15 protein-coding genes and 1 pseudogene are annotated in these 19172 nt (G+C 61.0%); 6 read left to right on the forward strand and 10 right to left on the reverse strand.

What is annotated here, in order from left to right:
- Positions 1-4 precede the first annotated feature (4 nt).
- From infB to grrP, 9 genes and pseudogenes are all read right to left on the reverse strand, one after another.
- Entirely contained in the window at positions 5-3367 is a 3363-nt protein-coding gene (infB, locus tag DXY30_RS02550) for a translation initiation factor IF-2 (protein WP_115093229.1), read from the reverse strand.
- A 69-nt stretch (positions 3368-3436) separates the two neighbouring features.
- Complete coding sequence (locus DXY30_RS02555) at positions 3437-3715, reverse strand: YlxR family protein (RefSeq protein WP_115093230.1); 279 nt, start codon at positions 3713-3715, stop codon at positions 3437-3439.
- Positions 3712-5157, reverse strand: coding sequence for a transcription termination factor NusA (gene nusA, locus DXY30_RS02560; protein WP_115093231.1), 1446 nt, complete (start codon positions 5155-5157; stop codon positions 3712-3714). Before nusA ends, DXY30_RS02555 begins: the two co-directional genes overlap by 4 nt.
- A gap of 52 nt (positions 5158-5209) precedes the next feature.
- Positions 5210-5677: a ribosome maturation factor RimP gene (gene rimP / locus DXY30_RS02565; RefSeq protein ID WP_115093232.1), complete on the reverse strand. Its 468-nt coding sequence runs from the start codon at positions 5675-5677 to the stop codon at positions 5210-5212.
- 109 nt (positions 5678-5786) lie between these two features.
- Positions 5787-6044, reverse strand: coding sequence for a hypothetical protein (locus DXY30_RS02570; RefSeq protein ID WP_115093233.1), 258 nt, complete (start codon positions 6042-6044; stop codon positions 5787-5789).
- A 58-nt stretch (positions 6045-6102) separates the two neighbouring features.
- A pseudogene (locus DXY30_RS02575) lies at positions 6103-6564 on the reverse strand (hypothetical protein).
- Between the two features lie 11 nt (positions 6565-6575).
- Complete coding sequence (gene grrM, locus DXY30_RS02580; RefSeq protein ID WP_115093234.1) at positions 6576-7763, reverse strand: cyclophane-forming radical SAM/SPASM peptide maturase GrrM/OscB; 1188 nt, start codon at positions 7761-7763, stop codon at positions 6576-6578.
- A complete protein-coding gene (grrA, locus tag DXY30_RS02585; RefSeq protein ID WP_115093235.1) occupies positions 7760-8161 on the reverse strand; it encodes a GrrA/OscA1 family cyclophane-containing rSAM-modified RiPP in 402 nt (133 codons plus the stop codon). The genes grrM and grrA overlap by 4 nt, the downstream gene beginning before the upstream one ends.
- Before the next feature lie 40 nt (positions 8162-8201).
- A complete protein-coding gene (gene grrP, locus DXY30_RS02590) occupies positions 8202-9062 on the reverse strand; it encodes an extracellular substrate binding-like orphan protein GrrP (RefSeq protein ID WP_115093236.1) in 861 nt (286 codons plus the stop codon).
- Between the two features lie 179 nt (positions 9063-9241).
- Between grrP and DXY30_RS02595 the strand changes: the two genes are divergently transcribed.
- Positions 9242-10312, forward strand: coding sequence for a trypsin-like peptidase domain-containing protein (locus DXY30_RS02595; RefSeq protein ID WP_305791154.1), 1071 nt, complete (start codon positions 9242-9244; stop codon positions 10310-10312).
- Between the two features lie 37 nt (positions 10313-10349).
- Entirely contained in the window at positions 10350-11069 is a 720-nt protein-coding gene (gene rpiA / locus DXY30_RS02600; RefSeq protein ID WP_115093238.1) for a ribose-5-phosphate isomerase RpiA, read from the forward strand.
- On the opposite strand, the gene hisD is transcribed toward rpiA, so the two are convergent.
- Positions 11062-12369: a histidinol dehydrogenase gene (hisD, locus tag DXY30_RS02605; RefSeq protein WP_115093239.1), complete on the reverse strand. Its 1308-nt coding sequence runs from the start codon at positions 12367-12369 to the stop codon at positions 11062-11064. The genes rpiA and hisD overlap by 8 nt on opposite strands.
- A gap of 107 nt (positions 12370-12476) precedes the next feature.
- On the opposite strand from hisD, the gene rpsT reads away from it, so the two are divergent.
- The 4 genes from rpsT to DXY30_RS02625 all read left to right on the forward strand — a co-directional run bounded on the left by rpsT (position 12477) and on the right by DXY30_RS02625 (position 19138).
- On the forward strand, positions 12477-12773 hold the full coding sequence (gene rpsT / locus DXY30_RS02610; RefSeq protein ID WP_115022238.1) for a 30S ribosomal protein S20: 297 nt from the start codon (positions 12477-12479) through the stop codon (positions 12771-12773).
- A 48-nt stretch (positions 12774-12821) separates the two neighbouring features.
- The gene (locus DXY30_RS02615; RefSeq protein WP_115093240.1) at positions 12822-13610 is read left to right on the forward strand and encodes a TatD family hydrolase; all 789 of its coding nucleotides are present in this window, start codon (positions 12822-12824) and stop codon (positions 13608-13610) included.
- Positions 13611-13891: 281 nt separating this feature from the next.
- Positions 13892-17185 carry a DNA-directed RNA polymerase subunit beta gene (rpoB, locus tag DXY30_RS02620; RefSeq protein ID WP_115022234.1) on the forward strand — a complete coding sequence of 1098 codons (3294 nt, stop codon included), beginning with the start codon at positions 13892-13894 and terminating at the stop codon, positions 17183-17185.
- A 48-nt stretch (positions 17186-17233) separates the two neighbouring features.
- Positions 17234-19138: a DNA-directed RNA polymerase subunit gamma gene (locus tag DXY30_RS02625; protein WP_115093241.1), complete on the forward strand. Its 1905-nt coding sequence runs from the start codon at positions 17234-17236 to the stop codon at positions 19136-19138.
- Positions 19139-19172 lie beyond the last annotated feature (34 nt).

Genomic DNA, 19172 nt, shown 5'->3' on the forward strand with positions numbered 1-19172 from the left:
GGGGTCAGGTGGTGAGTTTGCGACGTTGGGTGACCATCTTGAACGCTTCAATGCGATCGCCTTCTTCCCAGTTGGCGAACCGATCGGTGCCGACACCGCATTCGAAGCCTGTGGCCACTTCCTTGACGTCGTCCTTGTTGCGACGCAGGGAGTCGAGGTCGCCCTCGTAGACCACCTGTTTCCCGCGATGGACCCGCACCCGGCAGTTGCGATGCAGCTTGCCAGTGTTGACATAACAACCGGCAACGGCACTCTTGCCGATGGTGAACACGGCGCGCACCTCGGCTTCGCCCAGGGCTTCCTCCACCAGCTCCGGCTCCAGCAGACCTTCCATCGCCATCTGGATGTCCTCCAGAAGCTTGTAGATCACGTCGTAATCGCGGACGTCCACCCCGGTGGCATCTGCGGCCTTCTTCGCTCCGGAGGCCATGGAGGTGTTGAAGCCCACGATCACAGCGCCGGATGCGGCGGCCAGATCTACGTCGGTTTCTGTGATCTCACCGGGTGCGGACAGGAGCACACGCACCTGAACCTCATCTTTGGGCAGCTGTTCGAGCGATCCGAGGATGGCTTCCACAGAGCCCTGAACATCTGCCTTGAGAATCAGGTTGAGTTCCTTGAGCTCGCCGTCATTCGCTTGACCGGACATGGCCGTGAGCGAGACCCGTCGCGATGCCATCTGCTGGGCGAGTCGTGTGGCACGGGCATCGGAGGCACGATCGCCCACAACAGCCCGGGCCGACTTCTCGTCGGGGTACACCTCAAACTCATCACCGGCTGTGGGGACTTCGCTGAAGCCCAGGGCCTCTACGGCGAAGGAGGGACCGGCCGACTTCAGCCTTTGACGGTTGTCGTCCACCATGGCGCGCACCTTGCCAAGCACCGGACCAGCGGCGACCACGTCGCCGGTCTTGAGGGTGCCGTTCTGCACCAGAAGCGTGGCCACGGGGCCTTTCGCCTTGTCGAGGTGTGCCTCGATCACGGTGCCGCGGGCCAGACGATCTGGATTGGCCTGCAGGTCTTCCACTTCGGTGACCAGCAGCAGCATCTCCAGCAGTTTGTCGATGTTCTCGCCCTTGATGGCGCTCACCGGCACCATCACCACATCGCCGCCCCAGTCTTCCGCCAGCAGGTTTTGTTCAGACAGCTCCTGTTTGACCCGCTCGGGAGAGGAACCCTCTTTGTCGATTTTGTTGATCGCCACCACGATCGGCACTTCAGCAGCCCGTGCATGGCTGATGGCTTCAAGGGTTTGAGGGCGGACGCCGTCATCAGCAGCCACCACCAGCACAGCCACATCCGTCACCTTGGTGCCGCGAGCCCGCATGGCGGTGAACGCTGCGTGGCCCGGGGTGTCCAGGAAGGTGAGTTTGCGCGGCTCGTTGTTGTGCTCAACCTCAACCTGATAAGCACCGATGTGCTGGGTGATGCCTCCCGCCTCTCCCGCAGCGACGCGGGCCTGACGGATGGCATCCAGCAGGCTGGTTTTGCCGTGGTCGACATGGCCCATGACGGTGACCACGGGAGGACGTCGGATCAGATGAGCCTTGTCGGCTTCCTCGATCATTTCGACGGTCTTCTTCGCAGCCTCCTCAACGTCGTCCTGGAGCACCGGCACACCGAATTCCTCGGCCACGGCCTCGATCGTCGGCATATCCAGGGTCTGGGTGACCGTGGCGATGACCCCCTTGAAGAACAGGGATTTGATGATCTCCGAGCTTTCGACGCTCAGCATGTCGGCCAGTTCCTGCACCGTGAGGTTGTCCTCCGGCACCACGATCATTTCGGGCCGCACCTGCTTGGCTTCCCGGGCTGCCCGCAGCTCCATGGCACGCCGACGCTGGCGCTGACGGGCGGTTTCCTTCTTGCGCTTGCGCATCGCCGCCACCGGCTTGGGTGCCTTGCGCTGCTGCAATTTGGGTTTTGAGGGACGAGCCAGGCTCGCCGAGAGCACCATGTTCTCCTGTTCCCCGGCGAAGCCGCCGGTCTGTGCCGCCAGCGAATCATCGTTTTCTCCGATGATGTGGACCTTCTGGCGCTGCTTCTGCGGCGAGCGGCTGCGCAGGGCTTCCAGCTTGGCGCTGTCATCCCAATCCGGCCGACCGGGACGTCGCTGGCCACCAGGACCGCCAGGACGGAAGCTCGGACGACGTGGTGCCGATGGAGCGGTCGGACGTGCCACGGGGGGTGTGGCTGTTCCTGCACCGGCTTTGGTTGGTGCGTCGGGACGGCGGGGGGCCGGTGCCGTCGGTCGGCCGACCGGCTTCTGCAGCTGCATGAGCTCACCGGGAGCCACAGGTTTGCGCATTCCAGCGGGCATTCCTGGACGCCCAGGAGCTCCTGGACGGGTGGGAGCACCCGGACGTCCGCTGCCGGTCGTGCTGCCGTCGCGACGAATCGGTTTTCCAACCAATTCCAGGGTGTTGCCACTGCGTGGGGGCATCCCTGGTCGACTTTGTCGGGTGGGGGTTCCCGGTCTGCTCGGTCCCCCCTGACGTTGGGGAACGCCGGTGCCAGCAGGGCGACGCGGCACTGGTTTACCCACCAATTCGGGCTTGGGGGTGGGGCGTGATGGGGCTCCGGGCTTGCTGGGGGCTCCAGCACGGGTTGGTGCACCCGGTCGTGTCGGGGCTCCTGCGCGGATGATCTGTGGTTTTTGCTGGCCCTGGCCTGGGGTGGGGCGCGCGGGACTTCCAGCCCCAGCGGGACGGGGCGTTGGCCGAGCCGGGGTGGGTGCTGTTGGTTTGGCGGCAGCCTTGGGCTTGCTCACCAGTTCCGGTTTGGCCGCTGGAGGTTTGCTCACCAGTTCCGGTTTGGTCGCTGGCGGTTTGCTGACGGGCTGGGGCTTTGAGGACGCTCGCGGCGCGGGTGAGGCTGCAGGCCGAGGCACGGGCTTTGAAGCCGTGGGTCGCGCAGGCGCTGCCGGCGGTTTTTGAGGGGCTGCAGGCCGTGCTGGGGGCGCCGACGCTTTTGCGGGGGCCGGCGTGGGCTTGCTGATGATCGGTTTCGGCGTTGTGGCTGCCGGTGGTTTCGGGGGTGCTTGCGGCGTGGGAGCTACCTGAGGCTTGGCCGCCACAGGCTTGCTCACGGCCGGTGTGGGCTTGCTTGGTGCGGCAGGGGCTGCCTTCTTCACAGACAGGATCGCTTTCCCTGGTGAGGGCTTGGCAGGCGCAGCAGCAGCGGGCTTCGCACCGTTCCCGCCCTTGACGAGGAGTGAACGAATCTTGCCGGCTTCAGCGTCGCTGATCGAGCTGCTGTGGCTCTTCGCAGCGATCGACAGCTTTTCAGCCGCGTCCAACACGTCCTTGTTTTCAAGGCCGAGGTCCTTGGACAGCTCGTAAATTCTGACTTTGCCGCTGCTGGTCATTCAGTTCGGGTCTCCGATCGGTCCGGGCATGGAACGCCGCGGTGGCCACTCACACAGTGGGGCCAATGTTCAGTCTGCCTCAGCGGATTCACCAGGGGTCTGGATAAGCCGCTGTTTCAACATCGCAAGCACTGTTTCGGGCACCTGACAACGCAGGGCTTTCTGTAGGCGTTTGCGACGGGTTGCCTCCTCAAGGCAGTTTTCCTCGGGACAGAGATAGGCCGATCGGCCCATCCCTGCATCGAGGAGAACTCCGTCCTGATAGTCGCGGATCACCCTCCAGAGTTGGCGGCGATCCAAGAGCTGGCGGCAGGCCACGCAGCGACGCAGGACGGGGCGCTCACTCACCGGACCTGCTCCTGGTCGGCATCGGCGTCCACCTCTGCCTCCGTGGCATCTGATTCTGGCTCAGCGTCGATTTCAGTGTCGGCTTCAACCGCGGCGGGCTCCTCTTCCGTGAATTCCTGCTCGGCCTGCTCTTCGCCGTACTCCTCCTCGTCCTCGGGCAGCGGGTACAGCTCCCGCAGACGTGCATCTTCTTCTGCCCGAGCAGCCTGTTCGGCGGCCAGGCGTTCCTCCGCTTGTTGCTGGAGGGCCTCCTCTTCCTCGCGCTGGGCGATCAACTCAGCTACCACGGCATCCTCAGCTTCCTGGTCGTACTCCGTGGAGTTTTTGATGTCGATCTTCCAGCCGGTGAGTCGGGCGGCCAGGCGCACGTTCTGGCCTTCACGGCCGATGGCCAGGCTCAATTGATCGGGGGGAACCAGCACGTGGGCATGCTGCCCCATCGGATCAACGAGGCGCACCATGTCCACCCTGGCAGGGCTGAGGGAATTGGCGATGTACTGACCTGGATCCTGAGACCAGCGGATGACGTCGATTTTTTCCCCACGCAGTTCGTTCACCACCTGCTGAATGCGGGAGCCGCGGGCTCCGATGCATGCACCGACGGGATCGACTTCACGCTCGATACTGTCGACGGCCACCTTGGTGCGGGGTCCCACCGAACGGGAGGGTGGATTGGCCTCGCGGGCCACGGCCACGATCCGTACGGATCCCTCCTGAATTTCGGGAACTTCGTTTTCAAATAGGTAGACCACCAAACCGGCATTGGAGCGGCTGACGAAAAGCTGTGGTCCCCGCCGGGGAACTTCGCTCACCTCTTTGAGGAACACCTTGAAGGTGGCGTTGGCGCGGTAGTTGTCGTTGGGCAGCTGATCGCGACGGGGGAGTTCCGCCTCGACTTCCGGACGCCCCAGGCCTGAGCTGACCGCCATGATCACTGACTGGCGCTCAAAGCGGATGACCCGTGCGGTCAGCACAGGATCCTCCAGATCGGCGAACTCCTCCTGGATCATGCGGCGCTGTTGATCCCGCAGTTTCTGGGCCAGCACCTGTTTGGTGGTGGCGGCGGCCATCCGGCCGAAATCCTCCTTTTCCGGGGTGACATCCAGCACCACCGTGTCGCCCACCTGGGCATCATCAGCCACCTGCATCACCTCGGCGATGGCGATCTGGTGGTCTTCGCTTTCCACCTCATCAACAATGATTTTGCTGGCCAGAACCCGGTATCCCTCCTCTTCCAGGTCAAGGCCGACGTCGAAGTTGCTGAAGTACTCCTCATCAAAGGGGTCTTCGCTGATCCCGAGGTAAAGGGTGCGCCGGTAACGCTCGTAGCCCTTCAGTAGGGCCTCCCGCAGGGCTGCTTCCACAACCTGAGGTGGCAACTTCTTCTCTTCACTGATGTCGTCGATCAGATTGGTGAGACCTGGAAGAAGAACGAGAGCCATCGCGTTGGTTTAAGGGAAGGGTTGAGCGGTTTGAGGAGGGTGAACGCTGGGTTCAGCTGCCTGGACTGGTGAGGCGGACACCGATCACGCAATCGCGGGGAATCCGTTTGACACGCCCGCGAATGTTGATCTGCAGCGTGTCGGCGTCGCGTTCAAGCAAGAGGCCTTCAAGGCGTTGCTCGGTCTCGCCCTTGTCGCGGTGATGGACCTCGATGGGAAAGCCGCGGAAGGTCTGAAAATCGCGATCGCTGGACAGCTGCTCTCCGATTCCGGGGCTGCTGATCTCCAGAACATACGCGTCAGTGAGCAGGGTGGAGGCCTCAAGGGCATCCCCAAGCACTCCGCTAAAACCCGCGCAGTCGTCGAGGCTCACATCCGCTCCACTGTTGTGGCGGATCTGCACTTCCAGGGTCATCGGGCTCATATGAGTGAGCAGCTGGATGCCGCAAAGGTCAAAGCCTTTGCGGGCGGCCACGTCGGTGGCCAGCGTTTCGAGATCCGGAAGCAGAGGATGAGGCAACGCGAACTGAGGGCGGACGTCGGTCCGACGTGCATTTCAGTTGTGACCGATCTCCACAGGGAGATGCCCGTCGGACACATCTTCAATCTAGGGGACCGCCCGCCATCCGTCAGGTGTTGCCTAGATCGATGGGCGGTGCATCCGGGAAAGCGTCACCAGCCTGTTCGGTGCCGCGACGTTCGGAATCCTGATTGATGCAGATTCGCTGACGGTCTGGATCAGTCACGTACTGACAGACGCGACTCCAAAGTTTGCTGCGGCTGCCTTGCGGACCATTGCTGAACGTCACCACATCGGGTAGGCCAGGCCGATCTTCAATCACAACCTGGCAGAGCTCACAGCGTTGTGAAGCAGCGGATGCGCTCAAGGATGAAGATCACAAAGCGGCCCGACCTTAAGCAGGGGAATCAAGATCTGCAGTGCGATCAGTGGCAACCCTGAACGGAGATGCAGTAGCTGAATCCAGTGGCTTGCGGGTCTTTGTTGGCCCCGATCCGGAAATTCACCTGGTTGACGCTCTTCCCCGCCACCTGTTGAAAGGGGCCGAACATGCGGCCAGTGCCCACGGGGGGCTGCAGTTGTTAATCGGCCACCTTGAGGTTGCTGCCATCGCTGAATTTGAGGAAGGCCTGGATCGGATAACTGCTGGGGTCGCTGGAATCGGCCGTGAAAAACAGTTTGAAGCTGCGATAGGGCTGATCCACCACGAAATCGGTGTTCCAGTTGGTGCGGCCGACGGCTTTGCCAATCAGTCCCTTTGGTCGCTCCACCGTCTTTTGCACAATTGGGTCACCGCAGCCCACCGGGGGCAAAAAGCTGCAGGCGGCTCGGGCCTGCATCGGAATGATCAGCAGGCCCAGGACAGGCAGAACAGCGATGGACCGCATGGAGAACCAGATCAATTGGGTGTGATGGGAGTCAGGGGAGGACCCTCTTCGAACCGCTCCAGCAAAACCTGAACAGGAATCTGGGTGCCGAATCGACAGGCATTGGTTTCGCTGGCCGCCAGACTGCCGTGCTCCCAGAACTTGTTGCTGCCGGTGCCCCCACCACACAGCCCGAAGTACTCGCAGCCCTTGTGGCAGGTGTCGACACCGCTGGTCATGTCAGCCAGGAGGCGACGGAACTGATCGGTTTTGGTGGACTCCACCAACGACAGATCACGCAGGTTGCCGAGGTTGAAGGTGCCGTAGCGGTCGGTGGCCACCGACAGCAGCTCGGGGTCGAAAGTGGAGAAATTCCCATCCGAATCAACGCTGAGAATCGAGAACGGGCGATTGAGCTCGTTCTGGGTCATCCGTTCGTTGCCTTGAATCAGGCTGATGACCTGCTCGAATTCCCGCAGCACGACGGGATGGCCGTCTTGCTCGCTAAGGCGCCAGAAAGCCCGTAGGAAGTCGCGATATTTCTCCTCCATCGCTGAGCCTTGCATCGAGGAGCTGGTGTGAATGCCCTCCTGTTCCTCAACGTTGAAGCCCACATCGCTGATGCCGTTGTCCCGGAAAAAGCGGTACATCCGCTCCGGTTGCTCCATGGCATCAGCGGTGATCACCGAGATGCAGTGAAAGGGCACATCGTTGCGGTGCAGGGCTTCAATCCCTTTCATCGCCATGGCGTGGGAGCCACGTCCATTGCGGAAGCGCCGGTGGGAGTCGTGAATGTCCTCTGGGCCATCCACACTGATCCCCACCACGATGCGGTTCCGCCGGAAGCAGTCGCACCACGCATCGTTGATCAACGTTGCGTTGGTCTGAACGTGCTGGGTGAAGTCCAGCCCCTGGGCGTTGAACTGCTCGAGGCTGCGATGCAGGATCGCCGTTGCCTCGTCGTACCAACTGGTGGGCAGGGTGAGCGGTTCCCCGGCATGCCATACCAGTCCGAACTCCGGCCCGGCATAGGGGCTTTCCAGAATCCGCTGGATCAATAGAGGCAGTAGTTCGAGGTCGAAAACCCGCTTCTTCTGCCGATCGGGCAGATAGCAATAAGAACAATCGAGGTTGCACAGCGATGTCGACTGCACAACCACGAGCCCGATGGGCCCGAACCGGTTGAGGTCGGGCCCGACGTTTGGGGAAGAAACAATCACCAGTTCACGAATCCGCCGCCACCGTTCTTCCAGCCACCGCCACCGTTGCGCCAGCCACCGCCGTAGCCACCGTTGCCCCAGGTGTTGCGGCTATTGCCCCACTTGTTGCCGCTCTTTCCATTGCCCCACTTGCCTTTTCCACGGCTGTTGCCGAACTTTTTGCCCTTGCCGTTTTTCCATTTGCTCTTGGCAACAAGCTCACCTTCGATTTCGGGATCCTTGAGCAGGCTGCCCCAGTCGGTGTTCCGCACCGCTTCGATTCGGGCTTCGATGCTGTTGGCTTTGGCCTGACCGTTGAATTGCTCAGGCGCGCTATAGCTGGAGCTGGCTTGGGCGGTTTGGCACAGCACTGCGCTGGAGGCCAGCAGTGCTTGAAAGGCAATGAGAGAACGCTTCATGGCTGTTGATTGATAAAAAAGGAAAGCAATCGAGGAACAGTCAGATTCCCGGTGTCGCTGGGGTGTTGATTTCTGCTGTGATGCTGAGGATCAGGCCGTAAAGAGACCGAATCGTTTCCTGGCTCAGGCCCACATCGCTGCCGGGACCAATCCAACGGTTGATCATGCGGCGCGTTCCGGCATCACCATCCATGTAGGCCTGCATCATCTGGCCCAACGCGATGTTGGTGGACGAGAGCAGCTTGCCGTTGTCCTGCTTGACGATGCAGCTGATGCCCGAGCGGCCGTAGGGGCGGAAGGGCAGTAGAGCCGTTTTGTCGATTCGGCTGTTGGCGGCCAACCAGAGGGTTCCACCACCAAGGATCGGAACCTCACCAGTGTAGAAGGCTTCCAAGGCTTCCTTGGGGGTGTCGAAGTTTTTCAGTGTGGCGCCGGGCACCACGCTCTTCAGCACCTTGGCGGAGGCGGTGTCCTTGACCACGCCGATGGTTTCTCCTGCCAACGAGTCAGGGGTTCCATCGATGGTGGTATCACTGGCCATCAGTAGCCGTGTGCCACCGACGCCGAAGGGAAGGCTGTAAGTGACCTGAGTGGAGCGGCCCCAGGTGAAGGCCACACCACAGGCGATGTCGGCCTTGCCGGTGATGACGGCACCAATGCCGTCATTGACGGAAGACGCAACTCGGTAAGTCACGTTGCGGCGGTTGGCCTGAATCCGGATCTGTTCGAGAACATCAACCCCGAGCCCTTCGTAGCCGGTGTCGGTTTTTTGATACAGCGGTTTGACTTCCTCAAAAATCACCGCCTTAAGCGTTGTGCTTTCCGCGGAGGCTTGTTGAGTCAGGGCAACTGGGCCAGCCAGGGCAAGCAGCGCTGCCGCTGGAGCCAGAAATGCACGCATGCGAAAACTGCGTTTGCTTGACTATTAGCTGGATTTTTCAGGCTTGTCCGCCGATTGCAATCGGCGTTGTGAGATTGCGATCGATCGGGACCAAAGCCCGCTTCCCCGGCTGGATCCGATAAAAAGAAGTCAATTCGTCGGTCCTGGTGTTGCGGTACGCCCTGCGTCAACTGTTGGTAGTGCTGGTGGCAGTGGCCTGCTTGGTCGGTGATGGAGCGTCTGTGCAGGCTCTAGAGCACAGCTTTGTAGCCGATGCCGTTCAGCGGGTGGCCCCGGCTGTGGTTCGGATCGACACCGAGCGCACCATTGAACGGCAGCCGTTTGATCCCACCCTTCTCGATCCGTTGCTGCGGGATCTGCTGGGGGACCCGCCTGCGGGTCCGGGGCGGGAACGTGGTCAAGGCTCCGGTGTGGTGATTGATCCCAAGGGGCTTGTGCTCACCAACGCTCATGTGGTGGATCGGGTGGAGTCCGTCAGCGTCACCCTGGCCAACGGGGATCAACGCGATGGCCGGGTGGTGGGCACAGATGCCGTGACGGATCTGGCCCTAGTGCGTCTTGAGGGTGATCAATTGCCTCCGCGGGCTCCCCTGGGTGACTCCGAAGCCATGCAAGTGGGCGATTGGGCGATCGCCCTCGGCACTCCATTTGGACTGGAACGCACAGTGACCCTAGGAATTGTTAGCAGCCTGCATCGCAACATCAACAGTCTTGGTTTTGCTGACAAACGGCTTGAACTGATTCAGACCGACGCCGCCATCAACCCCGGTAATTCCGGCGGGCCTTTGGTGAACGGTGATGGCCAAGTGATTGGGATCAATACCTTGGTGCGTTCTGGCCCTGGGGCTGGCCTTGGTTTTGCCATCCCGATCAACCTGGCCCGCAGGGTGGCCGATCAGCTGCAGCAGCAGGGTGAGGTGGTGCATCCCTATATCGGCCTTCAATTGGTCGCTCTCACGCCCCGGATCGCGCGCGAGCACAACAAGGATCCCAATGCCCTTGTGCAGCTGCCGGAACGCAGCGGTGCTCTGGTTCAAGCCGTGCTTCCCGATGGCCCGGCCGAAAAAGCGGGCCTGCGCCGCGGTGATCTTTTGATCACTGCTGATGATCGCGACATCCCCGATCCTCAGGTGCTTCTGGAGGTGGTTGATGCTGCTGCCATCAATGCTCCACTGCCCTTGAAGGTGCTGCGGGCGGGTCGCGAGTTGACCCTGTCGGTCAAACCTGAGCCTCTGCCTGGAATGGCTTGAAACCCTTGCTACGGTCGCGCCCAAAGGACGAGACCTGATGGCTGATCTTCAGACCCAGATGAAGCAGGCAGTGGCCGATGCCGCTGTTGAACAGATCAAAGACGGCATGGTGCTGGGTCTGGGATCTGGGTCGACTGCCGCACTAATGATTCAAGGCCTGGGCGCCAAGCTCGCCAGCGGCGAACTCAAAGACATCGTGGGTGTAACGACCTCTTTTCAGGGGGAGGTGCTGGCCGCAGAGCTGAACATCCCTCTGCTCAGCCTGAATGCTGTCAACCGTATTGATCTGGCCATAGACGGTGCTGATGAAGTCGATCCTGGCTTCCAGTTGATCAAGGGCGGTGGCGCTTGCCATGTACAGGAAAAACTCGTAGCTGCACGGGCCGATCGTTTTGTGGTGGTGGTGGATTCCACGAAACTTGTGGATCGTCTCAACCTCGGTTTTCTGCTGCCGGTTGAAGTCCTTCCGGGCGCCTGGCGCCAGGTGAAGCAGCAGCTGGAAGCCCTGGGGGGTACTGCTGAACTGCGGATGGCCCAGCGCAAGGCCGGCCCTGTGGTCACGGATCAGGGCAATTTGGTGCTGGACGCCAAGCTCAATGGAGGCATCACCGATCCAGTGGCCCTGGAGCAGACCATCAACAACATTCCGGGAGTGCTGGAGAACGGATTGTTCGTCAACATCACCGATGAGGTGTTGGTGGGCGAGATCGCTGATGGCGTGGCGGGGGTCCGCAGCCTGGAGAAGCGCCTCAGCTGAGGCGCCGTCGCACCGATTCGGCATGGCTGTGCAGGCCCTCACTGGTGGCCAGCTCCTGCACAGCTGAACCTGTTGCTTCCAGAGCAGCCCGGTTGAATCCGATCAGTGAGGTGTGGCGCATGAAGGTTTCAACGCTTAGCGCTCCACTGAAACGCGCGGCTCCACAGGTGGGCAGGGTGTGGTTCGGACCTGCTAAGTAATCCCCAACGGCTTCCGGAGACCAGGGGCCCAGGAAAATGGCTCCAGCGTTCTGGATCCGATCCGCTAGAGGTTCGGGACGTTCGACCAAGAGCTCTAGATGTTCCGGAGCGAAGCTGTCGCTCAGGCGGGCACAGCTCTCGAGGTCGTCGCACACCACCACCAGCCCCCAGTCCCGCAGTGCGGCTTCGCAGATCTCGCGACGGGGGTGGTTGGTGAGCTGCTCGGCGACCGCGGCGTTGATTCCGTCGGCCAGAGCATGGTGGGTGGTGATCAGCACCGCCGCCGCCAGAGGATCGTGCTCAGCCTGCGCCAGCAGATCCGCAGCCACCTGATCCGGTTGTGCGGAGTGGTCGGCAATCACCAGCACCTCGCTTGGACCTGCCAGGGAATCGATGGCCACCTGTCCGTATACCGCTTGTTTTGCCAGGGTGACGTACAGGTTGCCTGGGCCGCTGATCACATCCACTTTGGGCACGCTTTCACTGCCGTAGGCCATGGCGGCAATGGCTTGGGCGCCCCCGAGGCGGAACACCGTCTTCACGCCGGCAAGGTGCGCCGCTGCCAGCACCACAGGGTTGACCTTGCTATCCCGGCCGGCGGGGGAACAGATCACCAGCTCTTTCACCCCGGCGACACGGGCTGGTACTGCATTCATCAGCACCGTGCTGGGGTAGGCCGCGCGTCCGCCGGGAACGTAGAGACCCGCCCGCTGCACCGGTCTCCAGCGCCGTCCGAGCTGCTCTCCGTGGGGACCTGTTACCGCTAGGTCGGCGGGACGTTGACGTTGGTGGAAATCGGTGATGCGGCGATGGGCCAGCTCCAGAGCATCACGCAGGTTGGTCGGCAGCGTGGTCCAGGCCTGTTCGAGCGCCTCCTGGGGAACCGCCATCGGCAGAGGCCGAAAGCCATCGAACCGTTCCGTGAAGTCTGCGATCGCCGCATCACCGCGGTCGCGCACCGCTTCAAGAATCGCGTCGACTCGCTGTCTGGCTTCGTTTTGCTGGGTCTGAGCCGTGCGGCTTGATAAGCGCTGCAGTTCTGTCTGGGCCTGTTCCGGATCCCGCACGATGCGCAGGGGAGCGACGGCCGGTTGGCTCACAGACAAAGGTACTTGTGGAAGATGTAGTCAAGTTAGGACTCGACAACACTGGGAAGCGGTCCTGTCACGGAGTAAGGTGCTGGATTGTTCGCAACGTTTAAGCCTCAGTGGCCAATAACAAGTCAGCCAAGAAGCGGATTGAGATTGCTGAGCGCAACCGTCTTCGCAATCGCACCTACAAGTCGTCCCTGCGCACGTTGATGAAGCGTTGCTTCACCGCCTGTGACGCTTACAGCGCAACGCCTGGCGACGAAGCCAAGACGACGGTGCAGAGCTCGATGCGTGCCGCCTTCAGCAAGATCGACAAGGCGGTGAAGGTCGGTGTCCTGCACCGCAACAATGGCGCCAACCAGAAGTCCCGTCTCAGTGCAGCGGTGCGCAAGGTGCTCGAGCCCGCCAGCTGATCCGGTTTAAGCGGGCAGAATGGGCCGAAAGCGCGTTTCGGCCCAGCTGTGTCTCCCATCCCGACGCTGATCGACAGTCACTGTCACATCGTCTTTCGCAATTTTGACGAGGACCTCGACGACGTGGCCTCACGCTGGCGAGAGGCCGGTGTAGCCGCCTTGTTGCATGCCTGCGTGGAGCCCTCCGAAATTCCCGCGATCCGGGCATTGGCTGATCGATTTCCCGAAATGCGGTATTCCGTCGGCGTCCATCCTTTGGACACTCAACATTGGGCTGATGACACGGTGGCGGTGCTGCGTCGGGCGGCCCTGGAGGATGACCGGGTGGTCGCGATCGGTGAACTCGGGCTCGATCTCTTTCGCGAGAAGAACCTTGAGGATCAGCTTGCTGTGCTGCGTCCGCAGCTGGATCTGGCGGTGGAGCTGAACCTGCCAGTGATCATTCACTGCCGTGATGCCGCCGAGCCGATGCTGGTTGAACTTCGGGCCCGTCAGGCGGAGGGTCGTTGTCCCGCGGGGGTCATGCATTGCTGGGGCGGCACTCCCGATGAAATGCAGCAGTTCCTGGAGCTGGGTATGTACATCAGCTTCAGTGGCACCGTGACCTTTTCTAAGGCTGAGCCCACCCACGACTGCGCCCGTCAGGTGCCTGAGGATCGTTTTTTGGTGGAAACCGATTGCCCCTTCTTGGCTCCCGTACCTCGTCGCGGCAAGCGCAATGAGCCCGCCTTTGTGGCCTCTGTAGCGACGCGTGTGGCTGAGCTGCGGGGTGTGGATCTCGAGAGCGTGGCTAGCAGCAGCACCGCCAACGCCCGACGATTGTTTGGACTCCCTTAACTGCTCTTCCAAGAGTGTCGACTCCATATGTAAGATGTTGTATTGGCCTGGCCATGCGCGGGATTCGTTCTTGTGTGTGGTGCCTGAAGCGTCCATTTCCTTCCGGTGCACTTGTCGTCGTCAGCTGATCTGACCCGCGATTTCTGAACAGCAGCAGCGGCTCTGTCGGCTCCTTCCTGGAAACCGTCGGTGCCGCTGTTGTGGAGAATCGTCCTGTCGGGTGAGCTTTTGCCGCCAATCCAGACCTTCTCAGTCCCTTCGTCCTCTCTGCCGGTCCCCGCATGAGCAGCAGCGCGATTCAGGTCGCCAAGACCGCCACCTACCTCCCTGATCTGGTGGAGGTGCAGCGGGCCAGCTTTAAGTGGTTTTTGGATCAAGGTCTGATTGAGGAGCTGGAAAGCTTCTCTCCGATTACGGATTACACCGGCAAGCTGGAGCTGCACTTCATCGGTAGCGAGTACCGCCTGAAGCGCCCCCGCCACGATGTGGAAGAGGCGAAGCGTCGCGATGCGACCTTTGCCTCGCAGATGTATGTCACCTGCCGTCTGGTCAACAAGGAGACCGGTGAGATTAAAGAGCAGGAGGTCTTTATCGGCGAACTGCCGCTGATGACCGAGCGAGGCACGTTCATCATCAACGGTGCTGAGCGCGTGATCGTGAATCAGATCGTGCGGAGCCCCGGTGTCTATTTCAAGGATGAAATGGACAAGAACGGTCGGCGCACATACAACGCCAGCGTCATCCCTAACCGGGGAGCCTGGCTGAAGTTTGAGACCGATAAGAACGACTTGCTGCACGTCCGTGTGGACAAGACCCGCAAGATCAATGCGCACGTGCTCATGCGTGCCATGGGTCTGTCCGACAACGACGTGCTCGACAAGCTGCGTCATCCCGAGTTCTATAAGAAGTCGATTGATGCCGCTAATGACGAGGGCATCAGTTCGGAAGACCAGGCGCTGCTCGAGCTCTACAAGAAACTTCGTCCGGGTGAACCCCCCTCGGTGAGCGGCGGTCAGCAGTTACTGCAGACCCGTTTCTTTGATCCAAAGCGTTACGACCTCGGCAGGGTCGGTCGCTACAAGATCAACAAAAAGCTGCGCCTCACCATCCCCGACACGGTGCGCACCCTCACCCATGAGGACGTGCTCTCCACCCTTGATTACTTGATCAATTTGGAGCTGGATGTCGGCGGCGCCACCCTCGATGACATTGACCACCTCGGTAACCGCAGGGTGCGTTCTGTCGGTGAACTGCTGCAAAACCAGGTTCGGGTTGGTCTGAACCGCCTGGAGCGGATCATCAAGGAACGGATGACCGTCGGTGAAACCGATTCGCTGACTCCGGCTCAGTTGGTGAATCCCAAACCTCTGGTGGCGGCGATCAAGGAGTTCTTTGGCTCCAGCCAGCTGAGCCAGTTCATGGATCAGACCAACCCTCTGGCTGAGCTGACACACAAGCGCCGTATCTCGGCCCTGGGACCTGGAGGTCTCACCCGTGAGCGTGCTGGCTTTGCCGTCCGCGATATTCACCCCTCCCACTACGGCCGCCTCTGTCCGATTGAGACTCCGGAAGGTCCCAATGCCGGTCTGATCAACTCCCTAGCGACCCATGCCAGGGTCAACGAATACGGCTTCATCGAAACCCCGTTCTGGAAGGTGGAGAACGGTGTCGTCATCAAGGAAGGTGACCCGATCTATCTGTCCGCAGACCGTGAAGACGAAGTGCGCGTTGCCCCGGGTGACGTGGCCACCGAGGGCGACGGTCGGATCACGGCGGATCTGATTCCTGTGCGCTATCGCCAGGATTTTGAGAAGGTCCCCCCCGAGCAGGTCGACTACGTCGCCCTATCGCCGGTTCAGGTGATCTCCGTGGCAACCTCCCTGATCCCCTTCCTGGAGCACGACGACGCCAACCGGGCCCTGATGGGCTCCAACATGCAGCGTCAGGCTGTGCCGCTGCTGCGCCCCGAGCGTGCTCTGGTGGGCACCGGTCTCGAGACCCAGGTGGCCCGCGACTCCGGCATGGTGCCGATCTCCCGGGTGAATGGCACCGTCACTTATGTGGATGCCAACGCGATCGTTGTTCAGGACGAGGACGGCAATGAGCACACCCACTTCTTGCAGAAGTACCAGCGCTCCAACCAGGACACCTGTCTGAACCAGCGTCCGATCGTCCGATGTGGCGATCCCGTGATCGTCGGCCAGGTGATGGCGGATGGCTCGGCCTGTGAAGGTGGTGAGATCGCCCTCGGACAGAATGTTCTGATCGCATACATGCCTTGGGAGGGCTACAACTACGAGGACGCGCTGCTGGTCAGCGAACGTCTGGTTACCGACGACCTCTACACCTCGGTGCACATCGAGAAGTACGAGATCGAAGCGCGGCAGACCAAGCTCGGTCCCGAGGAGATCACCCGAGAGATTCCCAACGTCGCTGAGGAAAGCCTCGGCAACCTCGACGAGATGGGCATCATTCGCGTGGGTGCTTTCGTCGAAAGCGGCGACATCCTGGTGGGCAAGGTGACGCCCAAGGGCGAATCCGATCAGCCGCCGGAGGAGAAGCTGCTCCGCGCGATCTTCGGTGAGAAGGCTCGTGATGTTCGCGATAACTCCCTGCGCGTGCCTGGCACCGAGCGCGGCCGCGTTGTGGATGTGCGCATCTACACCCGTGAACAGGGTGATGAGCTGCCGCCTGGCGCCAACATGGTGGTCAGGGTTTATGTCGCTCAGCGCCGCAAGATCCAGGTCGGTGACAAGATGGCCGGCCGCCATGGCAACAAGGGCATCATCAGCCGCATCCTTCCCCGGGAGGACATGCCATATCTCCCCGACGGCACCCCTGTCGACATCGTGCTCAACCCCCTGGGTGTACCGAGCCGGATGAATGTCGGTCAGGTGTTTGAGCTGCTGATGGGTTGGGCGGCGTCCAACTTGGACTGCCGCGTACGTATCGTTCCCTTCGATGAGATGTATGGGGCTGAAAAGTCTCAGCAGACTGTGGAGACCTTCCTTAAGGAAGCCGCCAAGCAGCCCGGCAAGGGTTGGGTGTACGACCCCGCAGATCCTGGCAAGCTCCAGCTGCGTGATGGGCGCACTGGTCTGCCCTTCGACCAGCCCGTGGCCGTGGGCTATTCCCACTTCCTCAAGCTGGTCCACCTGGTGGACGACAAGATCCACGCTCGTTCCACCGGCCCCTACTCCTTGGTCACCCAGCAGCCTCTGGGTGGTAAAGCACAGCAAGGCGGTCAGCGTCTTGGTGAGATGGAAGTTTGGGCACTTGAGGCCTATGGCGCCGCCTACACCCTGCAGGAACTGCTCACGGTCAAGTCGGATGACATGCAAGGCCGCAATGAGGCCCTCAACGCAATCGTCAAGGGCAAGCCGATCCCCCGCCCAGGTACGCCGGAATCCTTCAAGGTGCTGATGCGCGAGCTTCAGTCTCTTGGTCTGGACATCGCCGTCTATACCGATGAAGGCAAGGAAGTGGATCTGATGCAGGACGTGAACCCGCGTCGCAGCACCCCCAGCAGGCCCACCTACGAATCCCTCGGCGTCGCGGATTACGACGAGGACTGACGGATCAACGAACGAACCGATTCCCCGCTCCTTCTTCCTTAACCGTCAATGACCAACAGCAACCTCCGCACCGAGAACCACTTCGATTACGTCAAGATCACCCTCGCCTCACCCGACCGGGTGATGGAGTGGGGACAGCGCACCCTGCCCAACGGCCAGGTTGTCGGTGAGGTCACCAAGCCGGAGACCATCAACTACCGCACCCTCAAGCCTGAGATGGACGGGCTGTTCTGTGAAAAGATCTTCGGCCCTTCCAAAGACTGGGAGTGCCACTGCGGGAAGTACAAGCGGGTGCGTCACCGGGGCATCGTTTGTGAGCGCTGCGGTGTGGAGGTCACTGAGAGCCGCGTGCGTCGTCACCGCATGGGTTTCATCAAGCTGGCGGCTCCTGTCTCCCACGTCTGGTATCTGAAGGGGATTCCCAGCTACGTGGCCATCCTGCTGGACATGCCCCTGCCGGATGTTGAGCAGATCGTCTACTTCAACTGCTATGTGGTGCTGGATCCCGGCGATCACAAGGATCTGAAGTACAAGCAGCTGCTGACCGAAGACGAGTGGCTGGAAATTGAAGACGAGATCTACGCCGAAGATTCCGAGATCGAGAACGAACCGGTGGTGGGCATCGGTGCCGAGGCTCTCAAGCAACTACTCGAAGATCTCACCCTCGATGAGGTTGCTGAGCAGCTGCGTGAGGAGATTAACGGCAGCAAGGGCCAGAAGCGCGCCAAGTTGATCAAGCGTCTGCGCGTGATCGACAACTTCATCGCTACCAGTGCCCGTCCTGAGTGGATGGTGCTGGATGTGATTCCAGTGATTCCGCCTGACCTGCGCCCGATGGTGCAGCTCGATGGTGGACGCTTTGCCACCAGTGATCTCAACGATCTCTACCGGCGGGTGATTAACCGCAACAACCGCCTGGCTCGGTTGCAGGAAATACTGGCTCCCGAAATCATCGTCCGCAACGAAAAGCGGATGTTGCAGGAGGCCGTCGACGCTCTCATCGATAACGGCCGTCGCGGGCGCACCGTTGTGGGTGCCAACAACCGGCCGCTCAAGTCATTGAGCGACATCATCGAAGGTAAGCAGGGCCGCTTCCGTCAGAACCTGTTGGGTAAGCGGGTCGATTACTCCGGTCGTTCCGTGATCGTGGTGGGTCCCAAGCTCAAGATGCACCAGTGCGGTCTCCCAAAGGAGATGGCGATTGAGCTGTTCCAGCCGTTCGTTATCCACCGCCTGATCCGCCAGAACATCGTCAACAACATCAAGGCGGCCAAAAAGCTGATTCAGCGTGCCGATGATGAAGTGATGCAGGTGTTGCAGGAGGTGATCGACGGTCACCCGATCCTGTTGAACCGTGCTCCAACCCTGCACCGTCTCGGTATTCAGGCCTTCGAACCCAAGTTGGTGGATGGACGTGCCATACAGCTCCATCCCCTGGTCTGCCCAGCCTTTAACGCTGACTTTGACGGCGACCAGATGGCTGTTCACGTGCCCCTGGCCATCGAGGCTCAGACCGAAGCCCGCATGCTGATGCTGGCCAGCAACAACATCCTTTCGCCTGCAACAGGCGAGCCGATCATCACTCCGTCTCAGGACATGGTGTTGGGCTCTTACTACCTGACGGCGCTTCAGCCCGATGCGACCAAGCCAGAATTCGGAGACCGCAGCTGCACCTTTGCGGGCCTGGAGGATGTCATCCACGCCTTCGAGGACACTCGCGTCGGTCTACACGATTGGGTTTGGGTTCGCTTCAACGGCGAGGTCCAAGACGATGACGAGCTGGATGCACCCATCAAGAGCGAATCACTCAGTGACGGCACGCGCATTGAACAGTGGAGCTTCCGCCGCGACCGTTTCGATGAAGACGGTGCCCTGATTAGTCGCTACATCCTCACCACCGTGGGCCGCGTGGTGATGAATCACACGATCATCGACGCGGTGGCCGCCGGCTGAATCAAAACAGACGCCCTTTCCTCCCTTTCCTGAT

Origin of the sequence: Synechococcus sp. UW106 (assembly GCF_900474015.1) — a bacterium.
GTDB lineage: Bacteria > Cyanobacteriota > Cyanobacteriia > PCC-6307 > Cyanobiaceae > Parasynechococcus.

What these genes read in the sequence shown, in the direction of transcription:
- infB (WP_115093229.1), bottom strand. Translation starts at nt 3,367, where the DNA reads ATGACCAGCAGCGGCAAAGTCAGAATTTACGAGCTGTCCAAGGACCTC.
- nusA (WP_115093231.1), bottom strand. Translation starts at nt 5,157, where the DNA reads ATGGCTCTCGTTCTTCTTCCAGGTCTCACCAATCTGATCGACGACATC.
- grrA (WP_115093235.1), bottom strand. Translation starts at nt 8,161, where the DNA reads ATGAAGCGTTCTCTCATTGCCTTTCAAGCACTGCTGGCCTCCAGCGCA.
- grrP (WP_115093236.1), bottom strand. Translation starts at nt 9,062, where the DNA reads ATGCGTGCATTTCTGGCTCCAGCGGCAGCGCTGCTTGCCCTGGCTGGC.
- rpiA (WP_115093238.1), top strand. Translation starts at nt 10,350, where the DNA reads ATGGCTGATCTTCAGACCCAGATGAAGCAGGCAGTGGCCGATGCCGCT.
- rpoB (WP_115022234.1), top strand. Translation starts at nt 13,892, where the DNA reads ATGAGCAGCAGCGCGATTCAGGTCGCCAAGACCGCCACCTACCTCCCT.
- DXY30_RS02625 (WP_115093241.1), top strand. Translation starts at nt 17,234, where the DNA reads ATGACCAACAGCAACCTCCGCACCGAGAACCACTTCGATTACGTCAAG.